Source organism: Campylobacter sp. CCS1377 (assembly GCF_040008265.1).
Classification (GTDB): Bacteria; Campylobacterota; Campylobacteria; order Campylobacterales; family Campylobacteraceae; genus Campylobacter_D.
The window spans coordinates 885,474-907,978 of sequence record NZ_CP155620.1 but is presented as its reverse complement, the minus strand read 5'-3'; the positions used below and the strand labels follow the sequence as shown (position 1 = coordinate 907,978).

28 protein-coding genes are annotated in these 22,505 nt (G+C 29.8%); 10 read left to right on the top strand and 18 right to left on the bottom strand.

What is annotated here, in order from left to right; all coding sequences use genetic code 11:
• The 5 genes from folP to AAH949_RS04600 form a co-directional block, all read right to left on the bottom strand.
• The gene (gene folP, locus AAH949_RS04620; RefSeq protein ID WP_348519114.1) at nucleotides 1-1,143 is read right to left on the bottom strand and encodes a dihydropteroate synthase; all 1,143 of its coding nucleotides are present in this window, start codon (nucleotides 1,141-1,143) and stop codon (nucleotides 1-3) included.
• Nucleotides 1,140-1,694 carry a DNA polymerase III subunit delta' gene (locus tag AAH949_RS04615; RefSeq protein WP_243832601.1) on the bottom strand — a complete coding sequence of 185 codons (555 nt, stop codon included), beginning with the start codon at nucleotides 1,692-1,694 and terminating at the stop codon, nucleotides 1,140-1,142. The genes folP and AAH949_RS04615 overlap by 4 nt, the downstream gene beginning before the upstream one ends.
• Nucleotides 1,695-1,760: 66 nt before the next feature.
• Nucleotides 1,761-2,294, bottom strand: coding sequence for a HobA family DNA replication regulator (locus AAH949_RS04610; RefSeq protein ID WP_134238649.1), 534 nt, complete (start codon nucleotides 2,292-2,294; stop codon nucleotides 1,761-1,763).
• A complete protein-coding gene (locus AAH949_RS04605) occupies nucleotides 2,294-3,496 on the bottom strand; it encodes an aspartate kinase (protein ID WP_134238648.1) in 1,203 nt (400 codons plus the stop codon). The genes AAH949_RS04610 and AAH949_RS04605 overlap by 1 nt, the downstream gene beginning before the upstream one ends.
• Entirely contained in the window at nucleotides 3,496-3,966 is a 471-nt protein-coding gene (locus tag AAH949_RS04600) for an RNA pyrophosphohydrolase (RefSeq protein WP_134238647.1), read from the bottom strand. The genes AAH949_RS04605 and AAH949_RS04600 overlap by 1 nt, the downstream gene beginning before the upstream one ends.
• A 91-nt stretch (nucleotides 3,967-4,057) precedes the next feature.
• On the opposite strand from AAH949_RS04600, the gene hemW reads away from it, so the two are divergent.
• Entirely contained in the window at nucleotides 4,058-5,125 is a 1,068-nt protein-coding gene (hemW, locus tag AAH949_RS04595; RefSeq protein ID WP_348519113.1) for a radical SAM family heme chaperone HemW, read from the top strand.
• 315 nt (nucleotides 5,126-5,440) lie between these two features.
• Here hemW and AAH949_RS04590 read toward each other — a convergent pair whose 3' ends face one another.
• The 3 genes from AAH949_RS04590 to AAH949_RS04580 are packed head-to-tail and all read right to left on the bottom strand — an operon-like array spanning nucleotide 5,441 to nucleotide 8,457.
• Complete coding sequence (locus tag AAH949_RS04590) at nucleotides 5,441-6,313, bottom strand: 1-aminocyclopropane-1-carboxylate deaminase/D-cysteine desulfhydrase (RefSeq protein ID WP_348519112.1); 873 nt, start codon at nucleotides 6,311-6,313, stop codon at nucleotides 5,441-5,443.
• Nucleotides 6,291-7,154 (bottom strand): OmpA family protein, encoded by an 864-nt coding sequence (locus AAH949_RS04585; protein WP_348519111.1) that lies wholly within the window; start codon nucleotides 7,152-7,154, stop codon nucleotides 6,291-6,293. The genes AAH949_RS04590 and AAH949_RS04585 overlap by 23 nt, the downstream gene beginning before the upstream one ends.
• Nucleotides 7,144-8,457, bottom strand: coding sequence for a MotA/TolQ/ExbB proton channel family protein (locus AAH949_RS04580; protein WP_348519110.1), 1,314 nt, complete (start codon nucleotides 8,455-8,457; stop codon nucleotides 7,144-7,146). The genes AAH949_RS04585 and AAH949_RS04580 overlap by 11 nt, the downstream gene beginning before the upstream one ends.
• Nucleotides 8,458-8,631: 174 nt before the next feature.
• Here AAH949_RS04580 and AAH949_RS04575 point away from each other — a divergent pair, with 174 nt between their 5' ends.
• From AAH949_RS04575 to AAH949_RS04555, 5 genes are all read left to right on the top strand, one after another.
• Nucleotides 8,632-9,270, top strand: coding sequence for a hypothetical protein (locus tag AAH949_RS04575; protein WP_348519109.1), 639 nt, complete (start codon nucleotides 8,632-8,634; stop codon nucleotides 9,268-9,270).
• 47 nt (nucleotides 9,271-9,317) lie between these two features.
• A complete protein-coding gene (locus AAH949_RS04570) occupies nucleotides 9,318-9,641 on the top strand; it encodes a hypothetical protein (protein ID WP_348519108.1) in 324 nt (107 codons plus the stop codon).
• The gene (locus AAH949_RS04565) at nucleotides 9,638-9,796 is read left to right on the top strand and encodes a hypothetical protein (protein ID WP_348519107.1); all 159 of its coding nucleotides are present in this window, start codon (nucleotides 9,638-9,640) and stop codon (nucleotides 9,794-9,796) included. The genes AAH949_RS04570 and AAH949_RS04565 overlap by 4 nt, the downstream gene beginning before the upstream one ends.
• A gap of 103 nt (nucleotides 9,797-9,899) precedes the next feature.
• Nucleotides 9,900-10,301, top strand: coding sequence for a hypothetical protein (locus AAH949_RS04560; protein ID WP_348519106.1), 402 nt, complete (start codon nucleotides 9,900-9,902; stop codon nucleotides 10,299-10,301).
• Nucleotides 10,302-10,431: 130 nt separating this feature from the next.
• Nucleotides 10,432-10,764, top strand: coding sequence for a hypothetical protein (locus AAH949_RS04555; protein WP_348519105.1), 333 nt, complete (start codon nucleotides 10,432-10,434; stop codon nucleotides 10,762-10,764).
• A 338-nt stretch (nucleotides 10,765-11,102) separates the two neighbouring features.
• On the opposite strand, the gene fbaA is transcribed toward AAH949_RS04555, so the two are convergent.
• Both fbaA and AAH949_RS04545 read right to left on the bottom strand, forming a co-directional pair.
• Nucleotides 11,103-12,167 (bottom strand): class II fructose-bisphosphate aldolase, encoded by a 1,065-nt coding sequence (gene fbaA, locus AAH949_RS04550; protein WP_134238642.1) that lies wholly within the window; start codon nucleotides 12,165-12,167, stop codon nucleotides 11,103-11,105.
• On the bottom strand, nucleotides 12,167-12,988 hold the full coding sequence (locus tag AAH949_RS04545) for a peptidylprolyl isomerase (protein WP_134238641.1): 822 nt from the start codon (nucleotides 12,986-12,988) through the stop codon (nucleotides 12,167-12,169). The genes fbaA and AAH949_RS04545 overlap by 1 nt, the downstream gene beginning before the upstream one ends.
• A gap of 81 nt (nucleotides 12,989-13,069) precedes the next feature.
• Here AAH949_RS04545 and nth point away from each other — a divergent pair, with 81 nt between their 5' ends.
• Nucleotides 13,070-13,696: an endonuclease III gene (gene nth, locus AAH949_RS04540; protein WP_348519104.1), complete on the top strand. Its 627-nt coding sequence runs from the start codon at nucleotides 13,070-13,072 to the stop codon at nucleotides 13,694-13,696.
• A gap of 138 nt (nucleotides 13,697-13,834) precedes the next feature.
• Here the strand turns inward: nth and gltS are convergent, their stop codons facing one another.
• Nucleotides 13,835-15,103, bottom strand: coding sequence for a sodium/glutamate symporter (gene gltS / locus AAH949_RS04535; RefSeq protein WP_134238639.1), 1,269 nt, complete (start codon nucleotides 15,101-15,103; stop codon nucleotides 13,835-13,837).
• Between the two features lie 158 nt (nucleotides 15,104-15,261).
• Between gltS and cmoB the strand changes: the two genes are divergently transcribed.
• Together cmoB and AAH949_RS04525 are read left to right on the top strand one after the other, a co-directional pair.
• Nucleotides 15,262-16,131, top strand: coding sequence for a tRNA 5-methoxyuridine(34)/uridine 5-oxyacetic acid(34) synthase CmoB (gene cmoB, locus AAH949_RS04530; RefSeq protein WP_348519103.1), 870 nt, complete (start codon nucleotides 15,262-15,264; stop codon nucleotides 16,129-16,131).
• Nucleotide 16,132: 1 nt separating this feature from the next.
• Nucleotides 16,133-16,702, top strand: coding sequence for a hypothetical protein (locus AAH949_RS04525; protein WP_348519102.1), 570 nt, complete (start codon nucleotides 16,133-16,135; stop codon nucleotides 16,700-16,702).
• On the opposite strand, the gene AAH949_RS04520 is transcribed toward AAH949_RS04525, so the two are convergent.
• Both AAH949_RS04520 and AAH949_RS04515 read right to left on the bottom strand, forming a co-directional pair.
• On the bottom strand, nucleotides 16,689-16,868 hold the full coding sequence (locus AAH949_RS04520; RefSeq protein ID WP_134238636.1) for a hypothetical protein: 180 nt from the start codon (nucleotides 16,866-16,868) through the stop codon (nucleotides 16,689-16,691). The genes AAH949_RS04525 and AAH949_RS04520 overlap by 14 nt on opposite strands.
• A 1-nt stretch (nucleotide 16,869) precedes the next feature.
• Nucleotides 16,870-17,403, bottom strand: coding sequence for a thermonuclease family protein (locus tag AAH949_RS04515; protein ID WP_134238635.1), 534 nt, complete (start codon nucleotides 17,401-17,403; stop codon nucleotides 16,870-16,872).
• 47 nt (nucleotides 17,404-17,450) lie between these two features.
• Between AAH949_RS04515 and AAH949_RS04510 the strand changes: the two genes are divergently transcribed.
• Nucleotides 17,451-18,719, top strand: a complete 1,269-nt coding sequence (locus AAH949_RS04510; RefSeq protein ID WP_134238634.1) for a M20/M25/M40 family metallo-hydrolase — start codon at nucleotides 17,451-17,453, stop codon at nucleotides 18,717-18,719.
• A gap of 23 nt (nucleotides 18,720-18,742) precedes the next feature.
• Here AAH949_RS04510 and AAH949_RS04505 read toward each other — a convergent pair whose 3' ends face one another.
• The 5 genes from AAH949_RS04505 to AAH949_RS04485 form a co-directional block, all read right to left on the bottom strand.
• Entirely contained in the window at nucleotides 18,743-19,621 is an 879-nt protein-coding gene (locus tag AAH949_RS04505) for a cysteine ABC transporter substrate-binding protein (protein WP_348519101.1), read from the bottom strand.
• Between the two features lie 175 nt (nucleotides 19,622-19,796).
• Complete coding sequence (locus tag AAH949_RS04500; RefSeq protein ID WP_134238632.1) at nucleotides 19,797-20,534, bottom strand: amino acid ABC transporter ATP-binding protein; 738 nt, start codon at nucleotides 20,532-20,534, stop codon at nucleotides 19,797-19,799.
• 1 nt (nucleotide 20,535) lies between these two features.
• On the bottom strand, nucleotides 20,536-21,204 hold the full coding sequence (locus AAH949_RS04495) for an amino acid ABC transporter permease (RefSeq protein WP_348519100.1): 669 nt from the start codon (nucleotides 21,202-21,204) through the stop codon (nucleotides 20,536-20,538).
• Nucleotides 21,197-21,844: an amino acid ABC transporter permease gene (locus AAH949_RS04490; protein ID WP_134238630.1), complete on the bottom strand. Its 648-nt coding sequence runs from the start codon at nucleotides 21,842-21,844 to the stop codon at nucleotides 21,197-21,199. The genes AAH949_RS04495 and AAH949_RS04490 overlap by 8 nt, the downstream gene beginning before the upstream one ends.
• 58 nt (nucleotides 21,845-21,902) lie before the next feature.
• Nucleotides 21,903-22,502: a Crp/Fnr family transcriptional regulator gene (locus AAH949_RS04485; protein WP_348519099.1), complete on the bottom strand. Its 600-nt coding sequence runs from the start codon at nucleotides 22,500-22,502 to the stop codon at nucleotides 21,903-21,905.
• Nucleotides 22,503-22,505: the final 3 nt, after the last annotated feature.

Genomic DNA, 22,505 nt, shown 5'->3' with positions numbered 1-22,505 from the left:
TTAAACTCCTATGCCTTGCATTGCTTTTTCTAACGCAAAAAGCTGTTTATGCTCGTATAAATCATGCACCCTTATGATGCTTGCTCCATTTTCAAAAGCTTTTAAATGTAGATACAAAGTCCCTGCTAAGCGATCTTTTACTTCGCTTTTATGATAGGCATTGATGACGCTTTTTCTGCTTGCGCCCACAAGCAAAGGCTTTTTAAATTTTAAAAAATGTTCTAAATGTTTGATTAAAATCATATTATGTTCTGCACTCTTGCCAAAACCAATTCCCACATCTAAAATGCTTTCTTTCACTCCTAAAGTATCTAAAATTTCAAGTTTTTCTTTAAAAAAACTACTCATTTCATCAAGTAAATCATCGTATTTTGGATCATCTTGCATGGTTAAAGGATCATTTTGCATATGCATAAGGCAGTATTTTGCATTGTATTTACTTGCAAGTTTAGCTAAATTTACATTTCTTAAACTACTGATATCATTAATAAATTTAAAGCCTTTATTTAAAGCGTATTCCAAACAATACTCATCAAAACTATCAAGGCTAAAAATGGCTTTTTCATAATAATTTTGACTATAAATTAAATCAAGCACACCTTTAAGTCTTCTAAATTCTTCTTCTTTGCCACAATACACGCTTTTTGGCCTAGAACTCACCGCTCCTATGTCGATGTATTCAGGCTCTAGCTCTAAAAACTCAATAAGTTTTTTTTCAAAATTTTTCTCATTTACTCTGCTTTGTTCATTAAAACTATCTTCATTTACATTAATGACTGCCATAAGCTCTGCGTTTTTTGGCTTAGTAAAATCATTTTCTAAAAAATTAGCTAAATTTTTAAGGCCAAAATCTTGAAGTTTTTCTTTAGCTATAAGCTTTTGAATTTGCTCTTTTGTCGCCATTAAAAGCGCATTTGAGTGCGTGATTTTAGCTGTGATGACTTCTTTATGTGTGACAAGTTCCGCCCCTACTCTTAAGGCATCTTGCTTTAAAATATTTGCCGCGCTTACGCTTAGATCTTTAATAAGTATGAAGTGAATTTGTGTTTTTTCACTCATAATCTTTTGTCCGAATTTATGCGGATTTATAAAAGAACAAAGCAAATTAAAATTGGTATTTGGGTTAATTTTAAAAAATTTCATTTTTTTACTTCATATAAATTAAGTAAGAGTGAGCTTAGTAAAATATTTGCTTTCGAATTTAACTTAGCTAACTCATAGGCTTTATAAAAAAGTTCTAATTCTTTTTCACTTAAATTAAATTCTTTTACACAATGCAAACTTAAATTTGCAATGAGTTCCATTAATTCTACCTTATCTAAGCTTTCATGGCTTTGTAAAAAACTAAAAATCTCTTTTAAGCCAAGTTGCTTAAGATTTAAATTTATATCTTGTCTTTGTTTTTTTTCATTGCGTTTTTCACAAATAAATCGCGACCTCACTGTAGGTAAAAGCAAATTTTTAGAAGGTGCTACGATAAGAAATTTGATATTTTTTGGTGGTTCTTCAAAAAGTTTTAATAAAAAATTTTGCGCCTCATTTCTGAAAGAATGTGCCATGATGATGATAATTTTTTGCGTTCTTTCGGCTATATAGCTTTCTTTTTCAACGGCTTTTGCATCTTCAATTAAAAACTCATTTACTGGAGTTTTTGGGATAAATCTTAAATCGTTAAGATTAAAATTTTCTAGCATTTCTTCTGTGATTTTTTCAAATTCGCTACTAATGATGATTTTGCTGATAAATTCCAAGAGCAACCTTTAAATACTAACTTTAGAAAATAAAATCGCATCTAAACTTTTATCCATAAGTTTAAAAAGCGTAATGAGTTTAACATCAAGATCGCTATCGTTAGAATTAAGATAAAAACTATTTTGCAATTGTTCGTCAAAAAGCCAAAGTAAGCTATCATTTTTTGACTTCGCAATTTGACATTTTTTATCTAAATTAGATCCTATATAAAAATACACATAGCCATTAGGAAAGGTAAATTCTAACAGATCATTGAGCAATTCTATATCTTCTTGGCTTTCTAATTTTTTTTTGCAAAAATTATTCAAAGAAAAAAAAGGAAGCATAGGACGCGAAGAGCGGATATTGATATTTTTTAAAAAATATTCCTCATACCAAGATCTTTGCTCATCACACATAAAAATAAAACTTTTGCCCTCAAGTAACAATCTAAGTCTTGCTGCAAGTAAAGGGGCCAACTCAAGCCTTCTTTCTTCCATCCAAGCCATAGAAGCACCACCATCGCGTATACACTCAAGGGTAAATTTTAAAAAATCTGTCATTATTTATCAAGTCCGTAAGTTTCGTGTAAAACTCTGACTGCCAATTCTCCGTATTTTTCATGCACTATCATAGAAATTTTAATTTCACTTGTTGAAATCATACCGATATTAATGCCCTCTTTTGCTAAAGCGCTAAATGCAGCCGAAGCAACCCCTGAATGAGATTTCATACCAACGCCCACTATAGAAACCTTAACTATTGCACTATCACTTTCTATAACAGCATTATCGCCAAGAACTTTTTTCATTGTTTCTTTTGCAAGATCTAATTCGTTTTGTGGCACTGTAAAACCTAAATTTGTAGCTCCATCTACTCCGACATTTTGGATAATCATATCCACATTGATATTTGCGTTTGCAAGGGCTGAAAAAATTTCAGCTGCAATTCCTGGTTTATCTTCGATTTTTCTTAAAGTAATTCTTGCTTGGTTTTTATCTAATGCTATACCACTTACTAAAGCCTGTTCCATTCCATCCTCTCTTGTTATAATTGTTCCTTCATTGTCATTAAAACTACTTCTAGTGACTAATTTTACATCTAATTTTTTTGCAAGCTCCACAGAGCGATTTTGTAAAACTTTAGCCCCTAAACTTGCAAGTTCAAGCATTTCTTCATAAGAAATTTTATCTAGTTTTTTTGCTTTTGGCTCAATTCTTGGATCTGTGGTATAAACTCCATCCACATCGGTATAAATTTCACATAAATCAGCCTTTAAAGCCCCAGCTAAAGCCACGGCACTTAAATCACTTCCGCCACGCCCTAAAGTCGTAACATTGCCTTTCTCATCAATACCTTGAAAACCTGCTACAACGACGATCTTATCTTGCTCTAATTGCTCTAAAATCGCCTTAGTATCAATACTTTGAATTCTAGCCTTAGTATGAATGCTATCTGTGATAATACCTGCATTTCTTCCAGAAAAGGAAATTGCAGGAAAGCCTTTTTCATTTAAAGCAATGGCTAAAAGTGCAGAAGTCACTCTTTCACCGCTGCTTAAAAGTACATCCATATCCCTACCGTTGGGTTGTTTACTAAAAAATTCAGCGTATTCAATAAGCTGATTTGTCACACCGCTCATTGCAGAAACTACAACTACAAGCCGATGTCCTTCTTTTTTATTTTTAATTACTCTTTGTGCTACTGCTTCAATGCGTTCTAAATCGCCAACGCTTGTGCCACCATATTTTTGAACTATAAGCATTAAATATAACCTTTCTCTTCAAAATATTTAATCACTTTGACATAAAGAGGTCTTTTGAAATGATTAATCATTTCAAAAACTTGCTTTATATTAACAAAATCATAAGCATCAAATTCAGGATGCTTAGTATTTAGATCAATTTTTGCCTTTGGCTTTAAGCGCACTAAAAAATACTTTTGACTTTGCCCATCATAAGGATACATTTTTTTAGCAACCTTGCTTGGAAAATCATATTGCAACCATTTTGGATATTCTGCTATTATTTCCACTTCATTAGTACCAATTTCTTCTTGTAATTCTCGTAATAGCGCACTTCTTGGACTTTCGCCTTTATCAATACCCCCTTGAGGAAATTGCCAAACATTATCCATATCATTTCTTTTTGCGACTAAAACTTTACATTCAAAAGGATAAGCACTTGAAAGAATTATCGCTGCGACATTAAGTCTATATTTTTTTTCTTGTTCCACCTTCATTCCTAAAAATTTGCAAAAATCCCCCTATTTTAACTTATTTTCAATCAATTTTTGATTAAAATAAATTAAAAATTTTAAGGTTTTTATGCATTTATACATTCACATTCCTTTTTGCGAAAGCAAATGTCATTATTGTTCTTTTACGAGTTTAAGGCTTAAAGATTTTCAAAATGCTTATTTTAAGGCTTTAAAAGAAGATCTTATCCTTCAAATTTCAAATTTTAATATAAATAAATCTAGCATCAATACTGTTTTTATAGGCGGTGGAACTCCAAGTATGATCGAGGCAAAGGCCTATGAGGATATTTTTGAATTTTTGCAACCATTTTTAGCAAAAAATGCTGAAATTTCTATCGAGGCAAATCCAAATTCTGCTGACTTTACTTGGCTTGAAGAGATAAAAAATTTTGGAGTCAATCGCATCTCTTTTGGCGCACAAAGTTTTAGCGAAAAAAAATTGCAATTTCTAGGGCGCATTCATAGTCAAAAAGAAATTTTTAAAGCCTTAAAAAATGCCAATAAAGCAGGATTTAAAAATGTAAATTTAGATCTGATTTATGATACAAAATTAGATGATAAAAAAATGCTTGAATTTGAGCTTTTAAATTTAGAAAAAATCAAACCCCTAATCACCCATCTAAGCGCTTATAATCTTACTATAGAGCCAAAAACGGCTTTTGCAAAAAAAGAGCATTTTAAAAAAAATGCACCGCATTTGATGAAATTTTTTATAGAAAAAATCAAAGAACTTGGCTTTTTACAATACGAAATTAGCAATTTTGCTAAAAATGAAAACTATATTTGTAAGCACAATCTTGCTTATTGGCAAGGTAAAAATTATATAGGTTGTGGTTTGAGTGGGGTTGGTTTTTATGAAAACAAGCGTTTTTATACGGCTAAAAATTTAAAGTCCTATATAGAAAATCCTTGTTTTAGAGAGCTTGAGTATTTGAGTGAAAAGGATTTAAATTTAGAGCATTTGTTTTTGGGTTTAAGAAGCATAGTGGGTATTGATGAAAAAAGTTTGCAAATTTCACAAAAAGAAAAAGCACAAATTTTACTAAAAGACAAAAAGTTGAAATTTGAAAATGCAAGATTTTATAATTTAAATTTTTTACTTGCTGATGAAATTGCCCTTTATCTTGCTTTATAAATGAAGGTTTTTAAATTTGATAATAGCCAGCAAGAGCCTAAAATAAACCTTTGCTTTCACAGTTTCATTCCATTTTATAAAAAAGAATTCAAATCAACAAAGCTTTATAACTTTTTAGAGCTTACTTATATTTAAAAAGGACTTAAAAAATTTGTAAACTCTAAAAAATCAAAAACTCTATTTTTTATCATTAAACCGTTGAACCACTTATGGTTTTTCATCATAGAGATCCTTCAGTCATTTCATTCCCTCAGGATGACAAATTTACTCCCTTAGTATGACAAAGTATCTCGTCATGTTGAGTGTAGCAAAACATCAAAACAATCTTTTATAGCGTTCGAACATAGAAGCATTACCATTTATGCCGCCTTGATGTATGTATAAAAGGGGTTTTGAGAAGTTATGGTTTAAAGCTATATTTAAACCTAGCATATCATAAAGCAGGTCAAATTCTATATTGCATTCTATTTTGATTTGTTTGTAAAGCTCATAAAATTCAAGATAGGGCTTTGCAAAATAGTATTTTTTTACACTGTTTAAAATATGTAAATTTTTAAAATCAAAATTGGGCAAAATATTTAAAATTTGTTTTTTTAAATACTCGCTATCTCCCACACAAGCACAAGTATAAATGTCAAAATTTGAATTTTTTGCCAAAAATGCCGCTGAAGTTCCTGTGCCAGAAGGTAAGAAAATATCAAAATCAATTTGAAGTTTTTTGCTTTGAATTTCAAGTTCCTTTGCAAGTTCTTTTAAGCCAAATTCCGCATTTAAATTTGCCACGCCTTGTTCAATGAAAACATCATTTTCTTTACAAAAACTTAGGGCAAATTCTTTTAAATTTTTTGCTTGTAAATTTTCTTTAAAAACAACGCCATTGTTTAAAGCTAAAGCATAGTTTCCACAAGGGTTTTGCTTTAAAAATTGGGGTATTTTTTCGCAAAAATAAATAAGCTTGTAGCCTTTAAGCTTTGTAAAAATACTTAGAGCTTCCAAAGCATTGCTTTGAAGTCCCCCAAAACTTATAAAGCGTTGATTTTTGGGATAATTTTGATGAAGATAAAAGGCTAATTTTCTGGCTTTGTTGCCATTAATTTGTCCTAATAAATCATCTCTTTTGATATAAAATTCAAAGCCCTTGAAGGTGATTTTTTGAATGGGGCTTTTAGTTAAAAATAAGTTTTTCAATATCTTGCACTATAGCTTTATTTGAAATTTGAATTTTAATTTCCATTCTACGGCTGGAAATTTTATCTTCTTTACCATTTTTAAAAATAGGTTCAGAGTATGATTTTCCAGTGGCTATGAGTAATTTTTGAAGCCTTGTATCTTTATAAAAAGAAAGTATAAAATTTAAAAGCTCGTGAGCCCTTTTTTGAGACAAGTCAAGATTATACATATAAGAACCATCACTATTGGTGTGAGATTCTATGATAATATTTTCGATTTTTGGGGCAAAAATTTTATTATTTAAAACGCTATCAAAATAAAGAGTTAATTGCTTTCTTAAATTTTCTTTGATTTCTGATTTTAAAATATAAGAATCTGTGTTAAACAAAATATCAGAATCTAAAATAATATTCGCCTCTTCGTTAATGATGGGATTTAAATTCGGATTTTTTTTAAGCTCGGCGCTTAATTCTTGTTTAGAATAATTTACATTATTAAGCCTTTGTCTGAATTCTGTAAATTTTTCCTTTAACTTTTCGTATTCCTCTTCCCTTTTTTCCAATAAACCAACCAATATCAATAAATCTTGGTCTTTTACATTGAGTTTTTCATAACTTGAATTTACATCAGCTAATCGTTTTGCAAGGGTGTAGATGATTTGTTCTTGTTTTTCAAAATCTTGTTTTTTTTGCTCTAAGGTTTGTTCTTGTTGACTAAGAGCGTTTTTGGTGCCTTCTAATTTGTCTTTGGTTAAGGCATATTTGATAACTATGGCCGCAATGATTAAAATAAAAATAAAAAATAAAGCACCCATTAAATTAGCATAAAGTATCCAAAAATTATTTTCTTTATTTTGCATTATTTGTGCTTTCTTCGAGTTTGCTTATCATTTCGCTTGCCTCGCTATTTAATTCAGTAATTTCATTTTTTAATTGAGACATGATTTCTAAATTACTGTCGAGACTTTTTTCTTCTTCATAAATCTCTCTAAATTCTTTCATACCTTCCAATAAGCTTGTTTTAAAGCCATTGAATATTTTCTCTTGATTTTCAAGCATAGATTTTTGATAATACTCGAAATTTCTTTGAAAAAGTTCTATTTTTTCATCTAATGAACTTAAAGTTTTATCCAAATGGTGAGTTTTTTCAGAACTTATATCAAGCAAGCGATTGTATTGCTCAGACATTCTAAGATTTACATCTTTGAGATTTTGGTTAAAAATACCAACAGCATTTAAAATTTCAGAATAAAGTTTGCCTATGTCTTTTTGCTCTTTTTGGCTTTTGTGTAAATCATTCATAGTTTGTTTGATATACTCGTTGCTAATTCTAATCGCTTTTTCTTCAACGCTAAACATATCTTGGAAAAGTTCAAATTTACGATTAATGGTTTGATCAAGTTCCGTAAAAAAGTCTTGATTGCTTACCTGTTCGACTATGAGTCCAATTTTATCAAAATGCTTTAGACTTTCGTACAAATAGCGGTGCTCCAATTCTTCTTTTGTCCAAAAGAAATTGCTTGTGGCATTTTTTTGGCGATTGATGAGTTTTTGAATTTTGTTTTTACCGTATTTTTCGAAAAATACCCACCAAAGTGCCAAAAATATACCATAAGCTGAAATATAAAAAGCAGATGAAACTCCTATCAAAAGATAAGAAATTTCACCTTCTAAATTTGCAATGTCGTTGGAGGTAAAATTTGGCATTGAAATAGCAAGGCTTATAAAAGTTCCTAAAACACCAAGCATTGGAAAAATAGAAGTTGCCACACTGGTAAATTGCTCATTTCTGATATTGGTCACAAAATCATAGGCAAAATTATCAAAAGAAGCATTGGCTTTTGTCTCTTTGCCTATAGTTAAAAAATGTTTAATGATATATTGTTTTAAATTTTGTTTAAATTCAAGTTTTTGCTGTTCAAAGATATTAGAATCGTATTCGGCATTGTATTTAGCAAGAATTAAAGCGATGAAAAATAAAATACTAATCATTGCAAAGCTATTCAAGTCAATTCTTAATGAAATAAAGTTAAAATACGCTAATGCAAAACACAAATACGCAAGAAATGGTGCGAGAATGATTTTAAAATAAACCAAAAAACCTTTTCTTTCTTTAACTTCTGGAAGGACTAATTCTATCATTTTGTCGGATTTTGTAGCCATAAGCAACCTTTAAAATTTAAAAATAAAAGAAAATATTATACCGCAAAAAACTTATTAAGGATTTTATTTTTACACACTTTAATTAAATATTTAAAACAAAAAAGATAAAAAATTTACGAAAAAATCATTTTTGCCGATTTATCTTGTAAATCTTATTTTTAAAAGGTGGCAAAGATGATTAATAGTATAAATTCTTATTCAAATTATAATTACACAACCACTTTAAACAATAATACTTCAAATATAAAATCATCTAATGTTGCAAATGATAACTCAAGCCTTGTAAGCGATAAATCACAAGCAGTAAGTAAAATGCTAGGCTATGGCGTAGATAAAGATGGCTTTTTTACAAGTGATTTTAACGAAGCTGCAGGATTGCCAAAAGATTATAAGATTTATGCTAAAGGTGCTGAAAATTTTGTTAATTATATCACTAACCTTAATTTTAAATCTTTTACCAATATAGATATTGCCAAAAGTTTAGGTAATGCTTATAAGGTTTTTTCACAGCTTATTGATGAACCGAGTGGAAATTTTACTACTGAAGATTTAAGCAAAATCCCTTTAGGATTTTCTTATGACAAAAAAAGCTTTCAGGTAGAAAATATCTATCAAACCCAAAAAGAGTTTGATAGTGCTTTAAGTGCAAACAATAATTTACAAATTTATCAAAATTCTAAACAATTGGCATTAAGTTTTCCAAGCTCACATATAGATATAAAAGAAATCCACAAAAATGATAATGGCTCTATAAATAAAGGTGGTGTTTTAATTGCATTTTTTGCTAATATGTCGGTCAAGAACCTCTTATAGAAGGTGAAACAACCATAGCTGAAAAACTTAATGGCTATGATAAAAATATGAGCCAAAGCCAAGCGGAAGATTTGAATGATTTTATAAAACAAAATCCTATCGAATGGAGTATAACAGGAGATGTATTTGCAGATAGTGTATATATAACCAAACTTAGAAATACAATAACTGATATAGATGAATTTAAAAAACAATGGCTAGAAATGAAAGCCAAAAGTGATGAAATGGGGGAAATATATAAAGCTGAAATAGCAAAACAAAATAGAGAAATTGCTCTAGCACAAAAAATTCAAACAAAGAAAAAGATAAACCCTTTGAACCTATACAAGCAGAAAGCAAAAGCGAAACCTATAAAGATGATAATAGAATGAATGAGCTTTTAAAAAAGCTACTAGAAACTAAATTTGGTACAAGCGATGAGCTAGAAATTCTTTTTGGTATGAAATTTAGCGATGATGATACAGGGGAATTTAACAAAATCCTTTCTTTAAATTCTACACCAAAAAGTATAGATATTAGGGCTTAGTATGATAAAAATCAGAAACACTACTTTTAGTAGCTTTAAGCTGGGTTAAATTTATCTATAAATCCCAATAAAAAATACAGATACTCTAAAGCAAAACCAATTTATGAGTTATGATGTGGATAAAGATGGGTATTTCACAAGTGAATTTAATAAAAAAGCAGGAATTCCTGAAGACATAAAAATTTATTCTAGCGCTATGGAAAATTTTATTAAGGCTCAGAATAATGGAATTTTGCAAAGCTATACAAATATCGATATTGCAAAAACCATAGGAAATGCTTATAAAATAGTTTCTCAACTTATAGAAAAAACTCCTGAATTAAAAGGAGAAAATAGCTTTTCAAAAGAAGATTTAGCAAATTATTTTCCGCAAAATTACTTAATAGATAAAAACACTTTAGAAGTAAAACAAACTTTTTCTTACGAAGAAATGAAAGACATTAACGCAAAAGGTGGATTTAAAAATATTAATGAGAATGAAAAATTAAGTCCTAGTTTTTTTTAATTTTGACAATACAGATGAAAAATCAGAACTTTTACTTTTTAATCCTGATATTTTACATAGTGCTAAAAACACCGCTTTATCTTGGGATACTAGTGCTGATAAATATACAAATAATGATGACTCTATTACTATGGGTGGTTTATTAATAGGTTTTTTATCTAACAATGTTAATGCTGGGGTAAGCATACAACCTTTAATTGCTGGCGAAACAACCATATGGGGAAAGTTACAAGGGTTTGATAATTCTTTAAGTGAAAATGAAATCAAAGAACTTAATAATAAACTTAGCAATGCTTATTTTTCGAATTTAAGCGATGCTTTTGCATTACTTAGTGACACAAGCGATGTTAAAGATTTTGAAAACAAATTAAATAGTTTAAATCAAAAAAATGAAATAAATTCAAGTAATTTTTTAGAATGGGTGCAACAAATCACCAAAGGAGCATCAAAAATCTTTATTTGAAATTCTAAAACAACCAAATAATATTAATAAAATATATTCTTTGATAAATATCGATATTAGGGCTTAAGAATTATTTTTATCAACAAGGGTTTTAATATCTCTTGCATTTTTTTAGAATTTTTAACTCTTATTTGGGATAAATTTTTAAAATAAAAATCTTTAGCTTGAATTTTTTAAAATATCACACTTTGTTTTATGATTTATAAAAATAAATAATTTTTAATAATAAATTATGTGAATTTTTAAAAATGGATAAAAATTTTAAAGATAAATGAAAATGCGTCAGAGATGACTATCTTGGGATAAAAACAATCAAAAAGCGATTGTTTTTATCAATTTTAATTTTTGTTAATGCAATTTAAATCTTCAAAAGCAATTTCCAAGCGTTTAATCATGCTTTCTTCACCTGCTCTTAACCACACGCGAGGATCATAGTATTTTTTATTTGGCTTGTCATCACCTTCTGGGTTGCCAATTTGTCCTTGTAAATAGGCTTTATTGCTGGCTTCATAAATACGAACACCATCCCAAAATGCCCATTGTGTATCTGTATCGATATTCATTTTAATAACGCCATAACTTACAGCGTTTTTAATATCGCTTAATTCACTACCACTACCACCATGAAACACAAAATTAATAGGCTTATCATTTTGAAGATTAAATTTATTTTTAACAAAATTTTGAGAATTCTTTAAAATTTCAGGTTGCAAGCTGACATTACCTGGTTTATATACACCATGAACATTACCAAAACTTGCTGCAATTGAAAATTTATCACTAATCTTACCAAGTCTTTCATAAGCAAGAGCGACATCTTCAGGCTGAGTATAGAGCTTTGCATTGTCAATGCCAGTATTATCCACCCCATCTTCTTCGCCACCAGTGCAGCCAAGTTCTATTTCTAAACTCACCCCTAAAGCATCTAATTTTTTAAGATAGGCTTCGCAAGTGCTAAGATTATCTTCCAAACTTTCTTCGCTAAGATCAAGCATATGCGAACTAAATAAAGCTACATCATTTTGTTTTTTAAATTCTTCATTTGCAAGAATCAAACCGTCTATCCAAGGTAAAAGTTTTCTAGCAGCATGATCGGTATGTAAAATCACAGGAATTCCATAAGCTTTTGCAAGTAAATGAACATGTTTAGCACCGCTGATAGCTCCCAAAACTTCCGCATTGGGACAATTTTTACCTGCAAAAAATTTAGCTCCACCATTTGAAAATTGTATGATTACAGGCGAATTAACTTTTTTAGCAGATTCTAAAACCGCATTGATAGAATTAGTCCCCACAACATTTACTGCAGGAATTGCAAAATTTTCGCTCTTAGCGTAAGCGTAGAGTTTATTCAACTCTTCGCCACTAACAACTCCTGCTTTTACTATATCTAAAACACCCATTATTTGTAAGTCACTTTAGCTTTATCAAGTAGTTCTTGAGCTTTTTTTGCAATTACTTGTTTAAATTCCTCTGCTCTTAAAGCTGCCTCAATACCTTGTTTTACTTGATCAAAAGTAAGTTGTGTTCTTGCCTCTGAATTTTCTTTAAGGATAATATGATAACCAAAATTAGTTTTTACAGGTGATTTGGAAATTTCACCTTTTTTAAGTGCAAAAGCAGCATCTGTAAATGGTTTTACCATAGTAGATTCATCAAACCAACCAAGCTCACCACCTTGTGCAGCGGAGCCGTTATCAATAGATTTTGCTCTTGCAATTTCAGAGAATTTTTTATCTAATGCATCGCCTTTTAAATTTTTCAATTCATCAATAATTTTTTCTGCATCTGTTTGATTTTGAACTAAAATATGTTTAGCTTGAACTCTAGCTGGTTTTACATATTTATCTTTGTTTTGATCGTAAATTGATTTCACTTTTGCGGAATCTATTTTAATATCTTGCATGATTTTGTCTTGATAAACTGCTACTAAAATAGCGTCTTTTGCACGATCCAATTCTTTTTTATAAGTCGCATCTTTTTCTAAACCATCTTTTTTAGCCTCATTTAAAATTAAATCTTGCACAATATATTGTTGAATAAAAGCCTTTTTTTGATCAGCTGGTAAATTATTAATGCTTTGTCCTCTAAGCATAGGAGCAAAAAATTCATCTACTTGAGTATCAGTAATATTTTTACCACCAGCAGTAGCCACAACAGCAGCATTTAAACTTAAAGCTGTTCCAGCAACTAAACTTGCAACGACGAGTGAAAATTTTTTCATATTTCTTTCCTTTTTAAATAAAAAATATATTTTTGTATTATAACTCAAGTTAATTTAAAAAAAATTAACTAAAATAAAAAAATGAAAAAAAGAGAATTAGAAATAAAAAATTTATTATTAAAACATTTTGATAAACCGGTTACTGAGTTGCAATTTAGAAATCTCTATGAGTTGATAGTTTGCGTAATGCTTTCAGCACAATGCACCGATAAAAGAGTAAATTTAATTACCCCTGCTCTTTTTGATGCTTATCCTAATATTAGATCTTTAGCCAATGCAAATTTAAATAGCTTAAAGCTATTGATCAATTCTTGTTCTTTTTTTAACAACAAAGCACAAAATTTAATTAAAATGGCAAAAGCGGTTTGCGAGGAATTTGGTGGAGAAATTCCATTAAACGAGAAAGATTTAAAATCTTTAGCAGGAGTGGGACAAAAAACCGCTCATGTAGTTTTGATTGAATGGTGCGGAGCAAATTGTATGGCTGTAGATACTCATGTTTTTAGAGTTTCACATAGATTAAATTTAAGCAAAGCAAAAACTCCTGAAGCAACCGAAGAAGATTTAACGCGTATTTTTAAAGATAATCTTAACTATCTTCATCAAGCTATGGTACTTTTTGGGCGTTATACTTGCAAAGCAAAAAATCCTTTATGTGAAAAGTGTTTTTTAAGTCACTTATGTACAAGTAAGGATAAAATCCTTTAAAAAATTTTAAATTTAAAATAAACAAAAAAATATAAAATTTGGTTTTATTATTTTTATATTATTAACTTTTGTGTAAAAATTTAAATTATATTTACAAATAAGTTTCAAGCTAGCTAAAAACTAGCTTGAGTAAATTAACTATAAAAATCCAACAAAAACTTGAATTACTATAGCATTGATAATATCAATAAAAAATGCACCACATAAAGGCACGATAATGAAAGCCACGTGGCTCATTCCATAGTGATTGGTAACGGTTTGCATATTCACCATAGCTGTTGGTGTCGCTCCTAGTCCAAAACCACAATGTCCTGCCGCAAGCACTGCTGCATCATAATCTTTTCCACAAAATCTAAAAGTAATAAAAATCGCATAAAGTACCATTGTTACAACTTGGAAGAATAAAATTGTAAGTATAGGAAGTGCAAGCGAAATAAGCTCGATTAGATTAACTGTCATTAAAGCAAAAGCCAAGAAAAGACTAAGGCTTACATTGCCAAGCACTGAAACTTCTCTGTCAAAAACTTGATGAATTCTTGTTAAAGAAAGAATATTTCTTAAAACAACTCCCGTAAATAAACAATACACAAAGGTTGGGAGATTAAATTTGAAAGTTTCACTAAGAGAGAAAGCATTTTTAAGTAAAATGGTGATTTTTGGATTTAAATAATCAGCAAGAAAAACGCCGATCAATAAACAAAAAGCAATCAAAGCCAAAGACTCTACAAAAGATGATTGAGTGATAAGTCTTTCTTGATGTGGTTTTTCAAAATTTAAAATCGCATCGTTTTCATCTTTAACTTCAGTTCCAGGGGTTTTAAGTTTATATTTTTTAATCAAATATCTAGCCACTGGTCCACCAATGATACCTCCTGCAATAAGTCCAAAAGTCGCACTAGCCATGGCTACTTCAGTTGCTGCAGCAAAATTATAATCTTTGATGAAAGTTTCAGCCCAAGCACCTCCTGTTCCATGTCCACCACTCATGGTTATAGAACCGCCTAAAAGTCCAATGAGAGGATTTTCCCCCATAGCAGTTGCAACGCCAATACCTATACCATTTTGCAAGAGCAATAAACCTGTAATGATGACTAAGAAAACCACAAGTTTTATCCCGCCTTTTTTTAAAGACGCAAAATCAGCCAATAAACCTATGCTAGAAAAAAATGCGAGCATTAAAGGGTCTTTGAGCGAGTTGTCAAATTTAATTTGCACGCCCCCCCAGCTATAAAGCATTAAAAGTAAAATTGCTGCTATAACACCTCCCACCACAGGCTCTGGGATATTGTATTCTTGCAAGAATTTACTTCTTTTGATGATAAAAACCCCAACCAATAGCACTATAACCATAGCAACCAAAGTGGAGTAAAAATCAAAATTATAAATGGTTAATTGTGAATTTTCCATTTTTTCTCCTTGTTTTGTAATTGTCTAAACAAGTTTTTATTATAACCGTATGTGAATTTAAAATTACTGAAAAGTGTTTTTATTGTCTTTTAAAATGCTACCAAAAGAAAAATTTATGCCAAATTTAGTAACATTTTAAAAATATAAAAAGGCGCAAGATGAATGATTTAGAAAAACAATTACAAAATCACCCTATTTTTAAAAAAATTCAAGAACTTCGTGAGTTAAATTTACACAGTGAATTTTTTATAAAAGATAGCATAGAATTAAAATGTAAAAAATTAAATGAAAATGATTTTTGCGATTTGGCTTTAAATTTAAAACCATGGCGTAAGGGGCCTTTTAAAATTAATGAACTTTTCATTGATACAGAGTGGCAAAGTTTTATTAAATTTAATATTTTAAAACCTTTTATGAATGAAATTGAAAATAAAATCGTTGCCGATGTGGGATGTAATAATGGGTATTATATGTTTAAAATGCTTGAATTTAATCCTAAAAAAATTATAGGTTTTGATCCTTCTATAAAATACTGTCTGCAGTTTGAACTCATCAATGCCTTAGCTAAAAAAAATATACAATACGAACTTTTAGGTGTTGAAGATTTGCCTACTTATGAGTGTAAATTTGATGTGATTTTTTGTTTGGGAGTGATTTATCATCGCAGCGATCCTATAAAAATGCTCAAACAACTCAAACAGAGCTTAAATAAAGATGGCGTGGTGTTTTTAGACACTATGTATATTGATGACGAAAGAGAGATTGCTTTAATTCCAAAAAAAACTTATTCAAAAATACCAAATATTTTTTTCATTCCGTCGATATTGGGTTTAAGAAATTGGTGCGAACGAGCTGGTTTCTCAAGTTTTGAAATTTTAGCTAAAAAAACAACGGATTTAACAGAGCAAAGGAAAACAGAGTGGATTGACTCATATTCTTTGGAAAATTTTTTAGATCCTAATAATGCTAAATTAACTTGCGAAGGCTATGAAGCACCAAAGCGTGTTTATGTTAAATTAAAGGTATAAAATGCTAAAAAATAACAATTTTGAAGAATATGCACAACTAGAAGAATATGTATCCCAAGAAGATGCAAGTCGTATCAAATCAGAGCTTTTTACTTGTCCTGAAATTAATAATTCTTTATCTGGCTTTATCTCAGAATTGTCAAAAAATCATGCCAAATCAGTGCTTATTACCACACCTGAAATGGTAGTAGATGATCATGGACTCATACACAGTGCTTTTGTATTTGCGGCAGCTAATTATGTAGCTCAAGCAGCTGTAAATAAAGAATTTTCTTTGCTTATAAGCTCGAAAACTTTTTTTTATGCCCCTTTAAAATTAGGTGATGTTTTAGAATTAGAAGCTCATGCTTTATTTGATGAGAGTTCTAAAAAAAGAGAAGTTAAGGTCCTAGGGCATGTTAAAGAAATTAAAATTTTTGAAGCAAATATGCAAGTTGTGGTTACTGAAGAACATATCTTTAAACTTAAAAGACCACCAACAAACAACAATGTTAAAAATGAAGAAAGCAATCCAAATGCAAATTTAAATCCATCTAGTAATACCGCAAATAATACTTTTAAAACTCCTTAGGAGTTAAAGGCAAATCCACCCAATTTTCCGGACACTCTTTATGATAAGTTCCACTTGCATCATAAAATTCCTTGCAATCGCTATAAAAACGATTTGAAATTCCTCTTTCATTAATATAACAACCGCTAAATATTAAAAATACCAACATTAGAAAATATTTTTGCATTTTAATCTCCGAATTTATTCATCTTTCGCCATTTATAAGGTTCTATTGGGTTTTTATCTTTCCAAAGTCCTAATTTTTTCGTTCTGGCATTTTTTTCATAAGGAAGATAAATTTCAGTATAATAATCATACGCCCAAGCATAACCGTTTTCAACCATAGCTTGATTAATATCTTTGTCATTTAACTTCACTATGGCTAAAATTCTATCATATTTATCGATATCTTTTTGGATTAAAGTTACATTTTTTCCCAATATCAAAGAAGCTAAAAAATCTCTCGAATTACTACCAAATTTTTGCTTGCTTTCTGGAGCATCAATACCATAAAATCTTACACGATAATTTTTATTATTTTTTACAACCTCAATTGTATCACCATCTACTACTTTTATAACCCTTGCTTCAAAACTTTGTTTGGGTAAGACAAAGGAATTTGCAAAAATTGCAAGTCCTATAAACAATAAAACCAATAATATTTTTTTTGGATCACTGGCAATTTGCCTTAAATTTAAAAATTTAGAATATTTATATCTCATTTATTTCCCTAAAATATAATAAAAATAATTTTAACAAAGGAATGATAATGCAAAATGTATTAAAAAATTTTAAAAATTTATCAGCAATTCCGCATTGTAGTTTTCAAACCCAACATTTAAAGAATTTTTTAAAAGAGTATGCTAGAGATAAAAAATTCATGGTTGATATCGACGAAGCTGGAAACATACACTGCATTAAAGGTGAACCAAAAATTTGCTTGCAAAGTCATTATGATATGGTTTGTATGGGTGAAGCACCCTATATCGAACTTTATGAAGAGCAAGGTTATTTGCGGGCTAAAAACTCATCTTTGGGCGCAGATAATGGCATTGGTGTGGCGATTATGATGAGTGCAATGGCAAATTTTGATCATCTTGAATGTTTATTTACCAATGATGAAGAAGTAGGTTTGCTAGGTGCTAATGCTTGTAAGTTTGAATTTAGAGCTAAAAAATTACTCAATTTAGATCACGAGAGTGAAAAAGATATCATCATAGGTTGCGCAGGTGGTGTGGACATAAAAGCGGTTTTAGATCTTAAATTTAAAGAGTATGAAGGTAATGTGTATGAGCTTGAAGCCTTTGGATTTAAGGGCGGACATTCAGGCATTGATATCATTAAAAATTCCAAAAGTTCCATTAAAGAAATGGCGAGTTTTATTACAAAAAATCAAGCAGAGCTAATCGAGTTTAATGGTGGAGAAAGGATAAATTCTATCCCAAAATACGCTAAGGCTTTGGTGTATTCTACAACAAAACTTGAAGATAATGAATGGATAAAATGTAAATTTTTAGGAAAACAAAAATTTAAAAAATGCCTGCAAACACAAGAAATTCTTTCTAGTATCAATGCTTTTTCTCAAGGTCTTAGGGCTTATAATGAGGAATTAAAAATTGCACAAACTAGCATCAATCTTTCTACTATAAAAATGCAAGAAAATCAAGTTATTATCGAGCTTTTCGCGCGTTCTAATGTTTTAGAGGAATTAAAGCAAATCGAATTTGAAACTTTGGAATTTTTTAAGGCTTTTGGCTATAAATGTGAGAGTTTTAATTTTTACCCACCTTGGGAAGGAATTAAAAATGAATTTAGCGATGAAGTTCATAAGGCTTTATCAAAAGAAGTTCCAGATGTTAAAATTTCAGCCATACATGCAGGATTAGAATGCGGAATTTTAGAAAATGGAAGAGATTTGCTTTGCTGTTCTATAGGTCCGAATATTTACAATCCTCATTCAACAGATGAAAGATGCGAAATAAAATCAGTTGAAAAAATAAGTAAAGTAGTTTTTGAAATTATAAAAAACAATCAATAATGCCACTTTAAAGTGGCATAAAATCAAAATTTTCCGCCTTCTATGACTATATCTTCAGCCTTAATATCATCGGAAAAATGAACTTTTAAAGTTTCTTCATAAGCTTTATGAAAAAATTGCTCCTCAGCTAATTTTATAATTAGTTCATCAATAAAAATTCTTAAATCATCATTACCTTTTTTAACAGCAGGCGCAATAACATCTTGATTTCCTAATTCTTTAATAGCTACTTTGAAATTAGGATTTTCTTTAACCCATGCAAAAAGCAAGGTATTATCATGACTTAAAGCTTCTCCTCTTCCATCTATTAAAGCCGCAAAAGTTTCGGTATTTTGATCAAATTTCAAAGTTTTAATGTCTGGATAATTTTCGTAAAAATAAATATCTGCCGTGGTTCCTTTATTAAGAATTAAGGTTTTATCTTTTAATTCTTCAACACTACTAAGATTAGAATCACTTGGTACAACTACTCCCAATGCAACTTTCATATAAGGTGCAGCAAAATCTACTTGTTCAGCTCTTTGCGGAGTTTTTGTGAAATTTGCTAAAATTACATCCACTTTGTCTGATTTTAAAAACTCAACCCTATTTGCAGCTTCAACCAATACAAATTCTACTTTATTTTCATCGCCAAAAAGTTCTTTTGCTATGCGTTTTGCAAAATACACATCATAGCCTTGATTTACACCTTTAGCATCTATGTAACCAAAAGGAGGCTTATCGCCAAAAACACCAATTCTAATGACTCCATTTTGTTTGATTTTTTCAAGAGTGCCACTACTTGAAGTAGTGGTATTTGAATCGGTTGCATTTGAATCTTCTTTTTTAACAGAATTTCCAGAGCAAGCAGCCAACATTACTGCAACAAAAATACCCAAAATAGATAAAACTATTTTTTTCATCGCTTTGCCTTTCTTTGGTTTTAAAAACCTAATTTTTATTTTTTTACAAAAACAAGTTTTGTAAAATAGGTATTATAATTTTTTAATATAAATATTTATTTTATTCCAAATATATTTTAAGTATATTTTTGTTTTTATGTTACAAAAAATAAATTTTTAACAAAAATTTATAAAATCACTGATGATAACTGAATAAATTTAAAAACTTCCTTGCTCTTTCGCTTTGGGGCTGAGTGAAGAAAACATCCGGAGTATTTTGTTCAACTATAACTCCATTATCCATAAAGACAATTCTATCAGCAACCGCTCTTGCAAAACCCATTTCATGAGTGACTATTAGCATAGTCATACCCTCTTTTGCTAAATTTAAAATTACATCCAAAACCTCACGGACAATTTCAGGATCAAGTGCTGCAGTAACTTCGTCAAAAAGCATGATTTCAGGATTCATACAAAGGCTTCTTACTATGGCAATTCTTTGCTTTTGCCCTCCGCTTAATTCTTTAGGATAGGCTTTGATTTTATGTAAAAGCCCCACTCTATCAAGCCAATATTTTGCTTCCTCTAAAACTTCTTCTTTTTTTCTTTTTTGTACCTTTAATGGACCTAAAAGTATATTATCTTCCACGCTTAAATGATCAAACAATTCATAAGATTGAAAAACCATTCCTACTTTTTGACGAATTTTTGTCCATTCTTTAAAATCTTTTGTGATTTTTTTATCGTCAATATAAATAGCTCCATCTGCGATTTCTTCTAAGCCATTAATGCATCTTAAAAGCGTAGATTTTCCACAACCACTAGGTCCTAAAATCACAACCACCTCTTTTTGCTTCACTTCTAAATTAATATCTTTTAAAACATGATTTTTATCGTAAAATTTATGTAAATGTTCGATTTTTAATATACTCATTTTAACTCCATTTTCTCTCTAAATATTTCGAATAAAGTGTAATAAAATAACAAATAATAAAATAAATAAAAAACACCAAACCAAAAACCAAAAAAGGTGCAACAATTTCATTACGGTGCAATTCTATGATTTGCTGTGCAACTTTAAAAAGCTCTATAACCCCTATAAAATAAGCAAAAGTGGTGCTTTTAATCATTCTTGTAAATAAATTCATGCTCATAGGTGTTAAGCGTCTTAAAATTTGCGGAATGATTACAAAGATAAAAACATTTGGCTTGCTAAGCCCTAGCGAACTAGCAGATTCGTATTGATGCTTAGGAATGCTTTGCAAGGCCGATCTTACCAAATCCATCATCTCAAACACACCCCAAATGCTAAAAACAATCACAGTTGCCATAAAAGCATTAATATCCATACCAAGCCATCTTGCCAAACCAAAATACACTACAAAAAGCCAAACAATCAAAGGCATCACGCGCACAAATTCGAGACAAAAGCGACATAAAAAATAAATATAGCGCTTTTTAAGACTCATTAAAATTCCAAAAAATAAACCGCCTAAAATAGAAATTGTAATGCTAATAAAAGAAATTTCTAAAGTCAGCCATAATCCACCCAAAAGTCTCATAATAGTGCTGTAATTAAAAATTTCTTGTATTAAATCAAGCATCAGTAAACCTTTTTTCCACAAAAGATAAAAATAAAGATAAAGGCAAAAGAATGATTAAATAGCTCATAAAAAGCATAAACAAAAGTTCATCGGTTTTATAATATTTACTATTTAAATCTGTCATTAAATACACCAAATCACTCAAAGCCACTATACTTACAACCGAAGTTTCTTTAAATAAAAAAATAATATTTGCGCTAATACTTGGCATAGCAATGCTTAATGCTTGCGGCAAGATAATAAAACGAAAATTTTGCAAAGGACTAAGTCCCAAAGAAAGTCCTGCTTCAAATTGCTGTTTTTTAACCGCTTCAATGCCTGCTCTTAGACTTTCGGCTATATAAGAACCCCCTAAGAAACTAAGTCCTACAACAGCACAAGTAAAGCTATCCATATAAATACCTATTTTAGGGAAAGCAAAATATAAAAAGAAAAGTTGGATAATCAAAGGTGTATTTCTTGAAAATTCTATATAAATTCTACAAATTGTATTTATAAGTTTAAGTTTAAAATATGAAACTAACACGCATAAAATTCCAATAAGAAAAGAAAATAGTATACCCAAACAAGCTAATTTTATGGTAATCCAAGCACAATTAGCAAAAACAGGGCTGAATTTTTCAATAAATAAATAATCCATAAGAATCCACAAATTTTTAAATTCCTAAATTGTAGCAAAATTGTCTTAAAAAAATGAATTAATTCCAAGCAAATTTTGCTATTTTTTCTTTATCAATAAGCTTAACTTTACCTTTTGAAGTTTGCAAAATTTCTAAATTTTTAAAATTTTTTAACAACCTTGATAGGGTTTCATTGCAAGTGTTTAAATCCGTAGCAATTTGGCGTTGTGTGATGAATGGAAGTTTGGTTTCATTTTCTATAAGATATCTTGCGAGTTTTATTTTAAGACTTAAGGAATTTGATAGAATTTGATTTTCAAGTATTTTGATTTTTTCAAATAAAGAAAGTATCATTATTAGGCTAAAATTTCCATCTTTAAGACATAAAGTTTTAAATTGTTCAAAATTAATTTTTAAAACCTCACTTTCCTCTTCGCAAATCGCACTGGCTGGATATTTTATCCCTTTATATGCTGGCATTTCGGCTATGAAACTAATGGGTGAAAAATAATGCAAAGTGATTTCTTTAAAATCCATTGTGCTTTTATAAACTCTAATTTTTCCTTTAAGCAAAACATAAAAATTCTTAGCCTCTTCGCCTTCAAAAAACAGCATATTGTGTTTTAAATATTTTTCTTTTTGAGAGATCGACTCTAAAATTTTTAAATAATCTTGCACAAC

What these genes read in the sequence shown, in the direction of transcription:
- folP (WP_348519114.1), bottom strand. Translation starts at nt 1,143, where the DNA reads ATGAAATTTTTTAAAATTAACCCAAATACCAATTTTAATTTGCTTTGT.
- AAH949_RS04615 (WP_243832601.1), bottom strand. Translation starts at nt 1,694, where the DNA reads ATGCTAGAAAATTTTAATCTTAACGATTTAAGATTTATCCCAAAAACT.
- AAH949_RS04610 (WP_134238649.1), bottom strand. Translation starts at nt 2,294, where the DNA reads ATGACAGATTTTTTAAAATTTACCCTTGAGTGTATACGCGATGGTGGT.
- AAH949_RS04605 (WP_134238648.1), bottom strand. Translation starts at nt 3,496, where the DNA reads ATGCTTATAGTTCAAAAATATGGTGGCACAAGCGTTGGCGATTTAGAA.
- hemW (WP_348519113.1), top strand. Translation starts at nt 4,058, where the DNA reads ATGCATTTATACATTCACATTCCTTTTTGCGAAAGCAAATGTCATTAT.
- AAH949_RS04585 (WP_348519111.1), bottom strand. Translation starts at nt 7,154, where the DNA reads ATGCAAAATAAAGAAAATAATTTTTGGATACTTTATGCTAATTTAATG.
- AAH949_RS04580 (WP_348519110.1), bottom strand. Translation starts at nt 8,457, where the DNA reads ATGGCTACAAAATCCGACAAAATGATAGAATTAGTCCTTCCAGAAGTT.
- AAH949_RS04575 (WP_348519109.1), top strand. Translation starts at nt 8,632, where the DNA reads ATGATTAATAGTATAAATTCTTATTCAAATTATAATTACACAACCACT.
- AAH949_RS04570 (WP_348519108.1), top strand. Translation starts at nt 9,318, where the DNA reads ATGAGCCAAAGCCAAGCGGAAGATTTGAATGATTTTATAAAACAAAAT.
- AAH949_RS04565 (WP_348519107.1), top strand. Translation starts at nt 9,638, where the DNA reads ATGAATGAGCTTTTAAAAAAGCTACTAGAAACTAAATTTGGTACAAGC.
- AAH949_RS04560 (WP_348519106.1), top strand. Translation starts at nt 9,900, where the DNA reads ATGAGTTATGATGTGGATAAAGATGGGTATTTCACAAGTGAATTTAAT.
- AAH949_RS04555 (WP_348519105.1), top strand. Translation starts at nt 10,432, where the DNA reads ATGGGTGGTTTATTAATAGGTTTTTTATCTAACAATGTTAATGCTGGG.
- fbaA (WP_134238642.1), bottom strand. Translation starts at nt 12,167, where the DNA reads ATGGGTGTTTTAGATATAGTAAAAGCAGGAGTTGTTAGTGGCGAAGAG.
- AAH949_RS04545 (WP_134238641.1), bottom strand. Translation starts at nt 12,988, where the DNA reads ATGAAAAAATTTTCACTCGTCGTTGCAAGTTTAGTTGCTGGAACAGCT.
- nth (WP_348519104.1), top strand. Translation starts at nt 13,070, where the DNA reads ATGAAAAAAAGAGAATTAGAAATAAAAAATTTATTATTAAAACATTTT.
- gltS (WP_134238639.1), bottom strand. Translation starts at nt 15,103, where the DNA reads ATGGAAAATTCACAATTAACCATTTATAATTTTGATTTTTACTCCACT.
- cmoB (WP_348519103.1), top strand. Translation starts at nt 15,262, where the DNA reads ATGAATGATTTAGAAAAACAATTACAAAATCACCCTATTTTTAAAAAA.
- AAH949_RS04525 (WP_348519102.1), top strand. Translation starts at nt 16,133, where the DNA reads ATGCTAAAAAATAACAATTTTGAAGAATATGCACAACTAGAAGAATAT.
- AAH949_RS04520 (WP_134238636.1), bottom strand. Translation starts at nt 16,868, where the DNA reads ATGCAAAAATATTTTCTAATGTTGGTATTTTTAATATTTAGCGGTTGT.
- AAH949_RS04515 (WP_134238635.1), bottom strand. Translation starts at nt 17,403, where the DNA reads ATGAGATATAAATATTCTAAATTTTTAAATTTAAGGCAAATTGCCAGT.
- AAH949_RS04510 (WP_134238634.1), top strand. Translation starts at nt 17,451, where the DNA reads ATGCAAAATGTATTAAAAAATTTTAAAAATTTATCAGCAATTCCGCAT.
- AAH949_RS04505 (WP_348519101.1), bottom strand. Translation starts at nt 19,621, where the DNA reads ATGAAAAAAATAGTTTTATCTATTTTGGGTATTTTTGTTGCAGTAATG.
- AAH949_RS04500 (WP_134238632.1), bottom strand. Translation starts at nt 20,534, where the DNA reads ATGAGTATATTAAAAATCGAACATTTACATAAATTTTACGATAAAAAT.
- AAH949_RS04495 (WP_348519100.1), bottom strand. Translation starts at nt 21,204, where the DNA reads ATGCTTGATTTAATACAAGAAATTTTTAATTACAGCACTATTATGAGA.
- AAH949_RS04490 (WP_134238630.1), bottom strand. Translation starts at nt 21,844, where the DNA reads ATGGATTATTTATTTATTGAAAAATTCAGCCCTGTTTTTGCTAATTGT.